Genomic DNA, 13192 nt, shown 5'->3' with positions numbered 1-13192 from the left:
ACGGAGTGAACGCATGGGCAGCTACGAGGACTTCTATCGGCACTCCCTCGACCAGCCGGATGCGTTCTGGGCCGAGCAGGCCCGCCTCATCGACTGGGAGCGCCCGTTCGACCAGGTGCTCGATGCCTCGCGCCCTCCCTTCGCGCGTTGGTTCGTCGGGGGCCGCACCAACCTGTGCCACAACGCGGTGGACCGGCACCTGGCCACGCGTGCCCAGCAGCCCGCGCTCATCTTCGAGTCCACCGAAACCGACCAGCGGCGCCAGTACACCTATGCGCAGCTCCACGCGGAGGTGAACCGCGTGGCGGCCATGCTGCGCGAATTGGGCGTGGGACGCGGCGACCGCGTCATCGTCTACATGCCCATGGTGCCCGAGGCTGTCTTCACGCTGCTGGCCTGCACGCGCCTGGGCGCCATCCACTCCGTGGTGTTCGGCGGCTTCGCGGCGCACAGCCTCGCGATGCGCATCGACGACGCACGACCCGTGCTGCTGGTGACCGCGGATGCGGGCATGCGCGCCGGCAGGGTGGTTCCCTACAAGCCCCTGGTGGATGAGGCGCTGACACTCGCCCAGCACCCGCCCGCGCACGTGCTGGTGTTCAACCGGGGGCTCGTCCCCGGTACTTCGCTCGCGCCAGGACGCGACGTGGACTTCGCCACGCTGGGCCAGAAGCACGAAGGTGCCCAGGTGCCCGTGGAATGGCTGGAGTCCTCCGAGCCCAGCTACATCCTCTACACGTCCGGCACCACCGGGAAACCCAAGGGCGTGCAGCGCGACACGGGCGGCTACGCGGTGGCCCTGGCGGCCTCCATGCGCCACATCTACACGGGCCAGCCCGGCGAGGTGATGTTCACGGCCAGCGACATCGGCTGGGTGGTGGGCCACTCGTACATCGTCTATGGCCCGCTGCTGAATGGCATGACGACGGTGCTCTATGAAGGCCTGCCCATCCGGCCGGATGCCAGCATCTGGTGGCGGCTGGTGGAGGAGCACAAGGTCAGCGTGATGTTCACGTCGCCCACCGCCATCCGCGTCCTCAAGAAGCAGGACGCGTCCTTCCTGAAGCGCCACGACACCTCCCGCCTGCGCTACCTGTTCCTCGCGGGAGAGCCGCTGGACGCGCCCACGCACGCGTGGATTTCGGAGGCGCTGCCCGCCACGAAGGTGCTGGACAACTACTGGCAGACGGAGACGGGCTGGCCCATCCTCGGGCCCGTTCCCGGGGTGCAGGCGCGTCCGCGCAAGCTGGGCTCTCCCGGCGCGGCCATCTACGGCTTCCGCGTGAAGTTGCTGGATGGTCTGAGCGGCGCGGAGGTGACGGCCCCGAACCAGAAGGGCGTGCTGGTGATTGAACCGCCGCTGCCGCCAGGGTGTCTGTCCACGGTGTGGGGCGACGACGAGCGCTTCGTCTCCACCTACTTCTCCAGCTTTGAAACACCTGTCTACAACACGTTCGACTGGGCCACGCGCGACGAGGACGGCGACTACTTCATCCTCGGGCGCACCGACGACGTCATCAACGTGGCCGGCCACCGCCTGGGCACGCGTGAAATCGAGGAGGCCATCAGCGGTCACCCGGCCATCGCGGAGGTGGCGGTGGTGGGCGTGAAGGACGACCTCAAGGGCCAGGTGGTGATGGCCTTCGCCGTGCCCAAGGACCCCACCCGCCTGCAACGCGACGAGGACCGCGCCGCGCTGGAGCGCGAGGTGATGGACACCGTGGGCCGCACGCTGGGCGCCGTGGCCCGCCCCGCCCAGGTGCACCTGGTGGCCAACCTGCCCAAGACGCGCTCCGGCAAGCTGTTGCGCCGCAGCATCCAGGCCGTGGCCGAGGCGCGCGAGCCGGGCGACCTCACCACCATCGAGGATCCCACCGCGCTGGAAGGTATCCAGGCCGCCATGAAGGCGCGGGGACCCAAGGAGTAGTCGGGTCCGGGGAGGACTGACGACGTCCGTTCACGTCCCAGTTCAAGGTAGAGATTCGGTGTCTAAGCAGGATTCTTGGGATTTCTTTGAAGAAAAGTGACGGTGGTCGTTTTTCTTCCGAAGCCCTGTTGGGGAGCATCCGGGAACATGAAGTCGTGAACCCACGCCTGGTGGCGGTCGCCGCGTCGTGCCCTGTCGGGCCGGCCTCCACCCTGGCGCACCGGCGCATGCCCTGACATCGGCCCAATCCGATTCAATCCGAGTGGAGACTCCAATGATTGGTTTCAAGGTCCTGGCGCGTGGTGCGTGGATGTCCGTGGCGGCCCTGGCGTTCATGGTGACGGGCTGTGGCCCCGAACTGGAAGAGGCACCGGCCGCGCCCGAAGCGCAGGAAGTGCTGGAGACGTCCCAGGGGGCGCTGACGCAGTCGGGTCAGATCTCCTCGCCGGGCGCCCGGTATACGCACTCCTACTCTGCTGCCGGCGGCAAGTGCAGGTTCCAGACGATCGCGGGGACGCTGACGGACACGTACCTGTCGCTCTATGGCCCGAGCAGCACCACGACGCTCATCGCCGAGGACAACGACAGTGGCGTGGGGGCCGCTTCCTACATCCAGGCCTACCTGCATCCGGGCACCTATTACGCGACGGTCCGGGGCAACACCTCCACCCAGACCGGCACCTATCAGCTCGCCATGGACTGCTACCCCGGGGTCCGCTACCGGCTTCACACCGAGGATTACGGGTGGGAGAAGTGGGTGCTGGACGGTGTGATGTCGGGCACATGGGGACTGGAGCTTCGCGCGGAGGCGCTGCAGTTGTACCTGCTCAGCATGCCGGGCGTGTCCATCCACTACACGGTGCACCTGGGCGGCGTGGGGTGGACGGGCGAGTACGCCAACGGTGCCACCGCCGGAACGACGGGCCAGAGCCGCCAGATGGAAGCGGTCCGCATCTGGCTGTCAGGGGCTCCCGCTGGCTGCCAGGTCAACTACAACGCCCACGTCGAAGGCATTGGCTGGCAGGGCACGCGCTCGGGTGGGGCCATCGCGGGAACGACGGGCGGGGGACGCCGCCTGGAATCGCTCAAGGTCTGGCTGACCGGCTGCTAATCACCGCGCAGGTTCGTGGCGGTGCCCGTCCTTGCGTGGACGGGCCCGCCAGCGGGTTCGCGGGCTCAACCCCGCCGCTTCGGCTCACGCTTCACGCCGGGCGCGCTGGGGTCCTTGGGCAGGTGCCGCAATCCCATCCACCCGAGCGCCGCCACATGCCGGGCCACGTTCTCCGTGGAGAACGCCTTGCCCTCCGCGGCCCACCAGTGCCCCACCTGGGTCACCATGCCGACAAGCGCGTTGGCGTAGATGGGCGCGACCTTGGAGGAATAGCCCGCGCGCTCGAACTCGCTGCGGAAGACGTCCCCCACGCGCTGCGCCAGGTCGTCGATGACACGCGTCAGCCCGCGCCGCGCCACCGCCGTGGGTGAGTCGCGCGTCAGCACCGCGAAGCCGGCGGGCTCCTCCTTCACGTAGCCCATGAACGCCAGCACGGCCTCCTCGAAGCGCTCCCGGGGCGTCCCCTGCGCGATGCGCTGCGACACGCGCGCCACCAGGTCCTCCATCTCCCGGTCCACGATGGCCGCGTACAGCCCCTCCTTCGCGCCGAAGTGCTCGTAGACGATGGGTTTGGACACGCCTGCCTGCTGGGCGACCTCTTCAATCGAAGTGGCCTCGTAGCCCTTCGAGGCGAAGACCGACCGCCCGACCTCCATCAACTGGACCCGGCGCTCCGCGCCCGTCAGCCGTTGCTTCTTCTTCAAGTTGACCTCGAACCTACCCACACGTAACTTACCTGCCCGAAACCTACCATTTCGTAGGAAGACGAGGAGTCGTCACCGTCATGAAGTGCTTCGTCTTCCAGGATATCGCGGCCCGCGGGGTGTGCTCATGACCACGGCGGTCCTGGCGTTGGACAAGCCGAAGCTGCGGGGCGTGCTGCACCAGTGGGCGGCGGCGTTCGCGGTGGGGGCAGGGGTGGTGCTGGTGGCGCTGGCGCCCACGCCGCGCACCGCGCTGGCTTCGGCGCTGTATTCGTTGAGCCTGGTGGGGTTGTTCGCCATCAGCGCGACCTACCACCGCGTGAACTGGGCACCGAAGGGCCGAGCGTGGATGCGGCGGATGGACCATGCGGCCATCTTCCTGCTCATCGCGGGCACGTACACGCCCGTCGCGATGCTGGGGCTGCCGGAGGAGCTGGGCAACCGGCTGATGCTCTACATCTACGTCGGGGCGCTCGTCGGCATCCTGCAATCGCTCTTCTGGGTGGCCGCGCCGAAGTTCATCACGGCGGCGCTGGCGGTCGCGGTGGGGTGGATCATGATGCCGTACTTCGGTGAGGTCTTCCGCGCGCTGGGCGCCGGTGGCGGCGGGCTCATCATCGCCGGGGGCATCGCGTACACAACGGGCGCGCTGGCGTATGCCTTCAAGCGCCCCAACCCCATCCCCGGCGTCTTCGGCTACCACGAGGTCTTCCACGCGCTGACCATCGTGGGCGCGGGCTTCCACTTCGTGCTGGTCCTCCAGATGGTGCGCGCGGCGGGGTAGGGCGTCGTCTTCAGCGCCGGTGTGGCTCGGTGGGGGGCGCCGTGGCCTCCAGCGCATGGTGCAGCAGCGCCGCCAGCAGCTCCGCGTGTCCTGAACACCGGACCTTCTGGCACGCCCGGGTCCAGTACTGCGAGACGGTCTTGTAGCCAATGCCCAGCTCGCTCGCGATGGCCTTCGTCGCGAGCCCGCGCGCGGCGAAGAGCACCACCTGTGTCTCGCGCCGGCTGAGCCCGTGCAGGCGCGCGAAGTCCTCCACCGCGCGAGTCACCGCGGCCGGCGGCGCAACGCCTCCACTGGCGATGGAATCCGACATGGTCCTCCCCCTTGCCAGCGCCGCCGCTGGACAGGCCCCGTCTTGTCTTCCTTGCCAGGGATCCGTCGGTCGCTCAATGACTGACAGAAAATGGCTGACGTCGCCCGGTGGGACGCTCCGTTACTTGAAACACGCCTCAAGTAGCGGCACGCGAAAACAATCCTGCGCAAGAACAGTGCCGTTGCGTCTCCAGGCAAGGAGTCGTGCACCATGTCGAAACTCACACAAACCCTGGCCCTGTCGGGCATCACGCTGGCAATGCTCGGACCGGGTCCGCTCCTGGCGGCAACCTTCACCGTGACGAGCACGGCGGATTCGGGGGCGGGTTCGCTCCGGACCGCCCTCACGTCCGCGAACGCGGCGGCGGGCGCGGACACCATCGCCTTCAACATCCCGGGGGCCGGCATCAGGACGATCGTCGTGCTCTCCGCGTTGCCCACGGTCACCGACACGGTGACCATCGATGGAACGACGCAGCCGGGCTACGCGGGTGTTCCCGTCGTCGAACTGGATGGCATCGTCTCCGGCAGCTCGGCCTTCCGGTTCGCTTCCTCGGGCAACACCCTCCAGGGCCTCACGATCAACCGGTTCTCCGCGGGCGTGCTCCTGGTGGGCTCCGGCGGCAACACCATCCAGGGGTGTTACATCGGCACCGACGCCACGGGTGTCCTTGCCCGGGGCAATGGGGTAGGGATTACCGTCAGCTCATCCAATAACACCCTTGGCGGTGTGACAGCCGGTGCCCGGAATGTCATTTCCGGCAACACGGGGGATGGCATCGTGGTGACGGCCGGCGCGAGCGGCAATCTCATCCTCGGCAACTTCATCGGGACGACCGCGGCGGGCACCACTCCGTTGGGCAACGGGGACGCGGGCATCCACCTCATCGGAGGTCCGCTGACCGTCGTCGGAGGCGCCGTGACGGGGGCTGGCAATGTGATTGCTGGCAATGGGTCGCATGGCGTGTACCTGGAGAACGGCGCCGGCTTCGCGACGCTGTATGGGAACAGCATCGGAACGAATCCGACGGGGACGTTGCCGTTGGGCAATGCGGGCAGCGGGGTGTTCATCGAGGACACGTCGGACACCCGGGTGGGCGGCGTGGCCACCGGTCAGGCCAACCGCATCGCCTACAACGGCGCTCCAGGGGTCGTCGTCATCGGAGCAACGTCGCTGCGCAACACGGTGCGAGGCAACTCCAGCAACCAGAACATCGGTCGTGGCATCGACCTGGGCAATGACGGCAACACCGCCAACGACCTGTTCGACCCGGACACGGGGCCCAACACCTTGCAGAACAAGCCGGACATCAACGCCGTCCTCAACCTGGTCTCGACCACGTTGATCCAGGGGACGATGAGCAGCACGCCTTCGTCCACCTTCACCGTGGACCTCTACCGCAGCCCCAGTTGTCTGCCCGCCATCCTGGGCGAGGACGACAAGATGTACCTGGGGACCGCGACGGCGACAACCACCTTCCTGGGGCTGGGCACCTATTCACTCACTGTACCCTTCGCCCTGCCGGTGCTGTCGGGCGTGACGGCCGTGGCGACGGATGCGCTGGGCAACAGCTCCGAGCCGAACATTTGCACCACGGTGCTGTGAGCCGGTGATGCGGTGAATCCGGGCGGGTGGGCCTGAAGAAGGTCCACCCGCCTGGGATTAGACCTTGGCTCCCAGGGGGGGCCTGCGGCTAGATTCCTGGCATGAGGATGTGGAAGGAGCTGCGGGTGCGATGGTTGGGATGGCGCGGTGTGCCGGTCGTGTCGCTGCTGCTTGTTCTGGTTGGGTTTGTGTGGCTCGCGTTGCTTCCCATGGGCTTGTTGCTGCACCTGTGGGGGATTGACCGCTACACCGCGTCCATCGCCACGGCACTGGCTGTCCTGGCGCTGTGTTTCCGGGTGCGGGGCTGGGCACGCGGTGTCGCGTTGGTTTCGGTGGTGTTCGCGCTGTTGTTCTTCATGAGAGTCCGGGGAGAAAGCCACCAGATGAGCGCGCTGTATCGCATGCACGCGGTCGCCCCCAGGGTCTGTCAGGAGGCGCTCGTCAACAATGCGGTTTTCAAAGATCCCGAGGCTCGTGCGATTGAGCTGGCGGGCATGAGTCCCAGGGATGCGTATTCCCTGTTGCTCTCCTGCAAGAAGGAGGGCGCGGAGACGTCGATCACGGATGGTTTCGACACCTCCTGGACGCTCGGGTCAGATGGAGGACTCCGGCCGTTCTGAGCGTCTCGCGTCACCGGGCCACGGCGGTCAGCGTCCGCTTGCGGCCCTTCTGACCCAGATACGCTTCACCCCAGTGCTTCAGCGCGAGGATGACCTCGCGCAGCGTCTGTCCCTGCGCGGTGAGGCTGTACTCCACGCGCGGCGGGACTTCCACGTACACCTTCCGGTGCACGAGCCCGCTCGCCTCCAACTCGCGCAGGTGTTGGGTCAGCATCCGCTGCGTCACGTCCGGGATGCACTTGCGCAGCTCCCCGAAGCGCAGCGTGCCTTCGAGCAGGTGGTAGAGGATGAGTCCCTTCCACTTGCCGCCAATCAGGTCCAGCGTCGCGGAGACAGGGCATCCCGCGGAGCATTCGTAGGTCTTGTGCCGGGCCATGGTTCCCTTTTCGTGCCTACCGGCCGAAATAGTGCGTACTTGTCCGCATCCACCTTCAGGACGATGTTGGCACGCAAGGAGACTCCCATGCGAGCCGTTGCCCTCTACAAGTACCTCCCCAGCGACCACCCCGAAGCCCTCGTCGACGTGGAGCTGCCCGCGCCCACTCCCGGACCCGGCGACCTGCTCGTGCGCGTGCACGCGGTGTCCGTCAACCCCGTGGACACCAAGGTGCGCGCCCCCAAGGAGAAGGTGGAGACCGAACCGCGCGTGCTCGGCTGGGATGCCGCGGGCGTCGTGGAGGCCGTGGGCGCCGACGTGAAGCGCTTCCGTCCCGGGGACGAGGTCTACTACGCGGGCTCCATCGCCCGGCCCGGCACCAACTCCGAGCTGCACGTCGTCGATGCGCGCATCGTCGGCCGCAAGCCCCGCAGCCTGTCGTTCGCCCAGGCCGCCGCGCTGCCCCTCACCGCCATCACTGCTTGGGAGCTGCTGTTCGAACGGCTCGGGGTCTCCCGTGAGAAGGGCGGCCCGAAGGACGCGGTGCTCATCGTGGGAGGCGCGGGCGGCGTCGGCTCCCTGGCCACCCAGCTTGCCCGCCAGCTCACGAACCTCACCGTCATCGCAACCGCTTCGCGTCCGGAGACGGTGGCGTGGTGCACCGCCCAGGGCGCGCACCACGTGGTGGATCACCGGCAGCCCCTGGCGAAGCAGGTCCTGGCGGTGGTGCCGGAAGGCGTCCGCTACGTCCTGGCGCTGACGGCGACGGAGCAGCACTTCCCGCAGCTCGTGGAGGCGATGACGCCCTTCGGGCAACTGGGCATCATCGACGACCCCCAGTCGCCGCTCGACGTGTCCGCGATGAAGCGCAAGAGCCTGGCGCTCCACTGGGAGCTCATGTTCACCCGCTCGCTCTTCAACGCGGATCCGCTCTCCCAGCAGCGGCTGCTCGACGCCGTGGCGGACCTGGTGGACGCGGGCACGGTCAAGACCACGATGGCGCAGGACTTCGGCCCCATCACCGCCGCGAACCTGCGTCGCGCGCACGCGGCCGTGGAGACCGGTCGCACCGTGGGGAAGATCGTCCTCAGCGGCTTCCCCTGAGCCACGCGAACGCCAGGGTCGGGCGAGCAGCCAGCCTGGCCTTGGCAACGCCCGCCTGCCCGGTCGCGGGGTGTGGGGACGGTGCACATCTTCGCCAAGCGTTGAACGGGCCCTGGCGAGGTGTGGACCATGAAGAAGACGGTGGCGGACCAGTTCGCGGAAGTCCTGGCGCTCGCGGGCGTGAAGCGCATCTACGGGGTGGTGGGCGACAGCCTCAACGCCCTCTCCGAGGCCCTGCGCAAGCGCGGTGACATCGAATGGGTGTCCATGCGCAACGAGGAGGCCGCGGCCTTCGCGGCGGGCGCCGAGGCGCACCTGACCGGGCAGCTCGCGGTGTGCGCCGGAAGCTGCGGCCCCGGCAACCTGCACCTCATCAACGGCCTCTATGACTGTCACCGCAGCCGGGCGCCGGTGCTGGCCATCGCGGCGCAGATTCCGTCTTCGGAGCTGGGCACCGGCTACTTCCAGGAGACGCATCCGGAGTCGCTCTTCCGCGAATGCAGCCACTACTGCGAGCTCGTCTCCGCGGCCAACCAGATGCAACGCACGTCGGAGATCGCCATCCGCAACGCCGTGGGCAAGCGAGGCGTGTCCGTGGTGGTGCTCCCTGGCGACGTCGCGCTCCAGAAGGCGGAGGACGCTCGGGCTCCCACGCCCGAGTCCCTGGCGATGTCCCCGTCCCAGGTGACGCCCTCCGCCGAACAGGTGCAGCAGATGGCTGCGCTGCTCAACAGCGGGGCGCGAGTGACGCTGCTGTGTGGCGCGGGCTGCGAGGGCGCGGGGCCTCAGGTGGTGGAGCTGGCGCGCAAGCTCCAGGCGCCCGTCGTCTCCGCGCTCCGGGGCAAGGAGTTCGTGGAGAAGGACAACCCGCACTTCGTGGGGCTCACGGGCCTCATCGGCTACGCGTCCGGCTACTGGGCGATGATCGACTGCGACGTGCTCCTGATGCTGGGCACGGACTTCCCCTACCGGCAGTTCTATCCAGACACGGCGGACACCCACATCATCCAGGTGGACCTGCGCGCGGAGAACATCGGCAAGCGCACGCGGGTGGACCTGGGCGTGGTGGGCAGCGTGGCCGCCACGGTGCAGGCGCTCCTGCCCCGCATCGAGGCGAAGAAGGACACGAAGCACCTGGAGCGCGCCCTGGCGCACTACCGCAAGACGCGGGAGGAACTGGACGGGCTGGGACGGGGCTCGGTGGGCCGCAAACCCATCCATCCGCCGCAGGTGGCCCGCGCGTTCGACCTCCAGGCGTCCGACAGCGCCATCTTCACCTGTGACGTGGGCCTGCCCACGGTGTGGGCCGCGCGCTACGCGACGATGAAGGGCCAGCGGCGGTTGGTGGGCTCGTTCAACCACGGCTCCATGGCCAGCGCGCTGGCGCAGGCGATTGGCGCGCAGAAGGCCTTCCCGGACCGGCAGGTCATCTCCTTCTCCGGGGACGGCGGCTTCACGATGTTGATGGGGGACTTCATCAGCCTCGTGCAGTTGGAGCTGCCCATCAAGGTCGTGGTGTTCAACAACAGCTCCCTGGGCTTCGTGGCGATGGAGCAGCAGGTGGGCGGCATGCTCGACGTGGGCACCGGGTTGCGCAATCCCAACTTCGCCGCGCTGGCGGAGGCCGTGGGCATCAAGGGCCTGCGCGTGGAGGACCCGGGCGACGTGGACGCGGCGGTGCAGCAGGCGCTCGCGACGCCGGGCCCCGTGCTGGTGGACGCCGTCGTCAGCAAGGCGGAGTTGGTGATGCCGCCGAAAATCACCGTCGCCATGGCCGCCGGCTTCACCCTGTTCGGCGTGAAGGCCCTGCTCAACGGCCGCACCAATGAAGTGCTGGAGCTGGCGCGCACCAACCTCTGGAGGTGAGGCCTGGGGGAGAAGGCCTGAGGTTCCAAGGGGTTGGCCGCTTCGGCGCCGGGGGCCGGAAAAAATAAACAGGGCCGCGAATCCAATCGGCCGGTGGCTGCCTCTTATCGTGCGTAGGGGGATTTTCCCCGCCGCACGAGGTCCGAAGAAGCGCCATGGATTCGCCCACGCCTCCCAACGCGATGCTGCTCGCGGCCCACGCCGGGGACCGCGACGCGATGGTCCAACTGCTCCACGTCTACCGCCCGAACCTCCGGCGGTACGCACAGCAGCGCTGCCTCATCAGCGACGTGGACGACGCGGTCCAGGAGGCGCTGCTCGTGATGGCGCGCCACCTGGGCGCGGTGCGGAAGCTGGCGTCGTTCTCCGGCTGGATGTTCAAGGTGGTGCAGCGCGAGTGCCGCCGGCTGGGCCGCGTCGCCTTCAAGCAGGACCCGTACGAGGAGGCGCTCGTCGACCAGTGGATGGCCGCGCATACGCCGGACTCGCTGCGGATGGATCTGGCGGCGGCGATGGAGTCGCTGCCTCCGCACTACGTGCAGGTCGTGTTGCTGCGTGACTTCGAAGAGCTGTCCATCCGCGAGATTGGCGAGCGCCTGGAACTGGATGTGCCCGCGGTGAAGAGCCGTCTGCACCGCGCCCGCGTGATGATTCGCGAATACCTGCTGGCCTGATTTTCAATCCCATTGCTGTCCGGAGTCCTCCCATGGCGAACCCCATGTCCCTGCTCGGCATCATCCACACCGTGGTCAGTCTTCCTCCCATCGTCTTCGGCGTCTGGGGCTTCGTGCGCGACGGGCGGATCGACCCCACGAACCGCGTGGGAAAGGCCTACATCGTCAGCATGGTGACGTCGGTGGTGACGTCCTTCGGGCTGTCCAGTACGGGCGGCTTCAACCCGGGCCATGGGCTGGGGCTGCTCGCGCTGCTGCTGATGGCGGTGGGGGCGCTGGCTCCCCGACCGGCGGATGGACGCGCCACGACCTATCTGCGGATGCTGACCTACTCGGCCAGCTTCATGGTGCTGCTGGTGCCGGGCATCAATGAGACGCTGACCCGCCTGCCCGCGGGCCAGCCGCTCGCGGACAGCCCCCAGCACCCGCTGGTGCAGTCGGCGCTGGCGGTCCTGTTGGTGGCGTTCCTCAGTGGCGCCACGTACCAGGTGGTGAAGCTGCGCGGGCAGACCCGGCCGCAGGTGTCCCCCCAGGCGTGACGTGGGGGGGCGAAGGCCCCCCGGCGGAGAAAAATGGAGGGCATGTCGATTCGGAAGCGGTTCAGTCGACGTGGATGTAGAGGCAGGGCCTCGACCGAACCGCCGAACCCCCGAACCCGCAGCACGCCTTCAGGAGCACGTCATGGGAACCGCCACGCCATCCAGGATCGACGCAGTGGAAGCACAGCCGAAGAAGTCGTTGACCCGCTTCCTGCCCACGGTGGCCCGTGTGTTGATGGGGGCCCTCTTCCTCTTCGCGGGCCTGAATGGCTTCCTCAACTTCGTGCCGCCGCCGGCGAAGCTTCCCCCGGAAGGGGCCATGGCCTTCAGCAAGGCGATGATGGACACCGGCTACCTGTTCCAACTGGTGAAGGGCACGGAGGTGCTGGTGGCGGTGCTGCTGCTGGCCAACCGCTTCGTGCCGCTGGCGCTGGCGCTCATCGCCCCCGTCCTCGTCAACATCTTCGCGTTCCACGCGTTCCTTGCGCCGGAAGGCACGGGGCTCGCCGTCGTGTTGCTGGCCATCGAAATCTTCCTGGCCTGGACGTACCGGGCGGCGTTCCGCCCGATGCTCGCGATGCGCGCTACGCCTTCCGTGACGACTCGCGAAGCTCCATGAGCAGGCGGCCCAGCATGTTGCCGCCGCTGCCGTCCCCGCCGTCGCCCCAGTAGTCGTCGTTCTCGGTGTGCTCCACCAGTTTCGCATCGCCGGTGGCCTGGAGCAGACGGGCGAGGTCCTCGTGCTGGGTGAACTTCGCCTGGAGGGCCTCGCGCATCACGGCCACCTTCACCGACTCCCAGTCGCGCCGCAGCTTGCGCTTGCGATCCCTCCCCATGCGCGCCGCGAGCATCGGGGAGTTGGCGCGGCGGATCTCCTCCTGGTCCTTGGCGTCCTGGAACTTCTGGGCCTGGAAGTAGTGCTCGGTGGTGGGCCAGGTCTTGCCCCGGGCCTCGATGGGGTAGGGCGCGAAGTTCGAGCACCACCCGTAATCATCCGTCACGCTGTAGAAGTGGATCACTTCCGCCATGGGGTCCCCCGTGAGGGGGCCGAGCTTCGCGCACCCGGGCCCCCGCTGGCTACGCCAGGCTCTTCAGGTCGATGACGAAGCGGTACTTCACATCGCCCTTCTGAAGCCGCTCGAAGGCGTCGTTGATGCCCTGGATGGGGATCAGCTCGATGTCGGAGACGATGCCGTGCTCGCCGCAGAAGTCGAGCATGGCCTGTGTCTCCGGCACGCCGCCCGAGGCGGAGCCGGAGAAGCTCGCGCGCCGGGACAGGAGCGAGACGGCGGCCACCTCCAGCGGCTTCCCCGGAAACCCCACGAGGACCAGATGCCCGTCGCGCTTCAACAGCTCCAGGTAGGCGTTGACGTCGTGGTTCGCGGAGACGGTGTCCAGGATGAAGTCCAACTTGCCCGCCTGGGCGGCCATCTCCTCCGGCTTTGACGACACGACCACCTCGTGCGCCCCCAGCCGGAATGCGTCCTGCTTCTTCCGGTCGGTGTGGCTGAACACCACGACGTGCGCGCCCAGTGCCCGTGCGAACTTCACCCCCATGTGGCCCAGCCC

General features: G+C 67.9%; 15 protein-coding genes. 10 read left to right on the top strand and 5 right to left on the bottom strand.

The annotated features are described in order from the left end of the window. Positions 1 to 13 precede the first annotated feature (13 nt). Positions 14 to 1927 carry a propionate--CoA ligase gene (locus D7V88_RS12525; RefSeq protein ID WP_120540871.1) on the top strand — a complete coding sequence of 638 codons (1914 nt, stop codon included), beginning with the start codon at positions 14 to 16 and terminating at the stop codon, positions 1925 to 1927. Positions 1928 to 2201: 274 nt separating this feature from the next. After that, on the top strand, positions 2202 to 3038 hold the full coding sequence (locus tag D7V88_RS12520) for an Ig domain-containing protein (RefSeq protein WP_120540870.1): 837 nt from the start codon (positions 2202 to 2204) through the stop codon (positions 3036 to 3038). A 65-nt stretch (positions 3039 to 3103) separates the two neighbouring features. Here D7V88_RS12520 and D7V88_RS12515 read toward each other — a convergent pair whose 3' ends face one another. Further along, positions 3104 to 3742, bottom strand: coding sequence for a TetR/AcrR family transcriptional regulator (locus D7V88_RS12515; RefSeq protein ID WP_244238113.1), 639 nt, complete (start codon positions 3740 to 3742; stop codon positions 3104 to 3106). A gap of 127 nt (positions 3743 to 3869) precedes the next feature. On the opposite strand from D7V88_RS12515, the gene trhA reads away from it, so the two are divergent. Next, entirely contained in the window at positions 3870 to 4526 is a 657-nt protein-coding gene (gene trhA, locus D7V88_RS12510; RefSeq protein ID WP_120540869.1) for a PAQR family membrane homeostasis protein TrhA, read from the top strand. Between the two features lie 10 nt (positions 4527 to 4536). Here the strand turns inward: trhA and D7V88_RS12505 are convergent, their stop codons facing one another. Beyond that, a complete protein-coding gene (locus D7V88_RS12505) occupies positions 4537 to 4839 on the bottom strand; it encodes a helix-turn-helix domain-containing protein (RefSeq protein ID WP_120540868.1) in 303 nt (100 codons plus the stop codon). Positions 4840 to 5049: 210 nt separating this feature from the next. Between D7V88_RS12505 and D7V88_RS12500 the strand changes: the two genes are divergently transcribed. Both D7V88_RS12500 and D7V88_RS12495 read left to right on the top strand, forming a co-directional pair. Continuing rightward, on the top strand, positions 5050 to 6444 hold the full coding sequence (locus D7V88_RS12500) for a right-handed parallel beta-helix repeat-containing protein (protein WP_120540867.1): 1395 nt from the start codon (positions 5050 to 5052) through the stop codon (positions 6442 to 6444). Positions 6445 to 6545: 101 nt separating this feature from the next. Next, complete coding sequence (locus D7V88_RS12495) at positions 6546 to 7064, top strand: hypothetical protein (RefSeq protein ID WP_147448706.1); 519 nt, start codon at positions 6546 to 6548, stop codon at positions 7062 to 7064. Positions 7065 to 7074: 10 nt separating this feature from the next. Here the strand turns inward: D7V88_RS12495 and D7V88_RS12490 are convergent, their stop codons facing one another. Beyond that, on the bottom strand, positions 7075 to 7440 hold the full coding sequence (locus D7V88_RS12490; protein WP_120540865.1) for a winged helix-turn-helix transcriptional regulator: 366 nt from the start codon (positions 7438 to 7440) through the stop codon (positions 7075 to 7077). 87 nt (positions 7441 to 7527) lie between these two features. Between D7V88_RS12490 and D7V88_RS12485 the strand changes: the two genes are divergently transcribed. The 5 genes from D7V88_RS12485 (at position 7528) to D7V88_RS12465 (ending at position 12242) form a co-directional block, all read left to right on the top strand. Beyond that, positions 7528 to 8544 carry a zinc-binding alcohol dehydrogenase family protein gene (locus tag D7V88_RS12485; RefSeq protein ID WP_120540864.1) on the top strand — a complete coding sequence of 339 codons (1017 nt, stop codon included), beginning with the start codon at positions 7528 to 7530 and terminating at the stop codon, positions 8542 to 8544. Between the two features lie 129 nt (positions 8545 to 8673). Continuing rightward, the gene (gene poxB, locus D7V88_RS12480; protein ID WP_120540863.1) at positions 8674 to 10410 is read left to right on the top strand and encodes a ubiquinone-dependent pyruvate dehydrogenase; all 1737 of its coding nucleotides are present in this window, start codon (positions 8674 to 8676) and stop codon (positions 10408 to 10410) included. A gap of 155 nt (positions 10411 to 10565) precedes the next feature. Further along, the gene (locus D7V88_RS12475) at positions 10566 to 11084 is read left to right on the top strand and encodes an RNA polymerase sigma factor (RefSeq protein ID WP_208726251.1); all 519 of its coding nucleotides are present in this window, start codon (positions 10566 to 10568) and stop codon (positions 11082 to 11084) included. 32 nt (positions 11085 to 11116) lie between these two features. Further along, positions 11117 to 11623: a hypothetical protein gene (locus tag D7V88_RS12470; RefSeq protein WP_120540862.1), complete on the top strand. Its 507-nt coding sequence runs from the start codon at positions 11117 to 11119 to the stop codon at positions 11621 to 11623. A 142-nt stretch (positions 11624 to 11765) separates the two neighbouring features. After that, the gene (locus D7V88_RS12465; RefSeq protein ID WP_120540861.1) at positions 11766 to 12242 is read left to right on the top strand and encodes a DoxX family protein; all 477 of its coding nucleotides are present in this window, start codon (positions 11766 to 11768) and stop codon (positions 12240 to 12242) included. On the opposite strand, the gene ybiA is transcribed toward D7V88_RS12465, so the two are convergent. Together ybiA and D7V88_RS12455 are read right to left on the bottom strand one after the other, a co-directional pair. Continuing rightward, a complete protein-coding gene (gene ybiA / locus D7V88_RS12460) occupies positions 12208 to 12651 on the bottom strand; it encodes a riboflavin biosynthesis intermediates N-glycosidase (RefSeq protein WP_120540860.1) in 444 nt (147 codons plus the stop codon). The two genes, D7V88_RS12465 and ybiA, sit on opposite strands and share 35 nt — an antisense overlap. Positions 12652 to 12700: 49 nt before the next feature. Continuing rightward, the coding region (locus D7V88_RS12455; RefSeq protein ID WP_147448705.1) for a zinc-binding dehydrogenase at positions 12701 to 13192 on the bottom strand (492 nt) is incomplete at its 5' end.

The organism is Corallococcus terminator, assembly GCF_003611635.1.
GTDB lineage: Bacteria > Myxococcota > Myxococcia > Myxococcales > Myxococcaceae > Corallococcus > Corallococcus terminator.
This window is presented reverse-complemented; position numbering and strand designations above follow the sequence as displayed.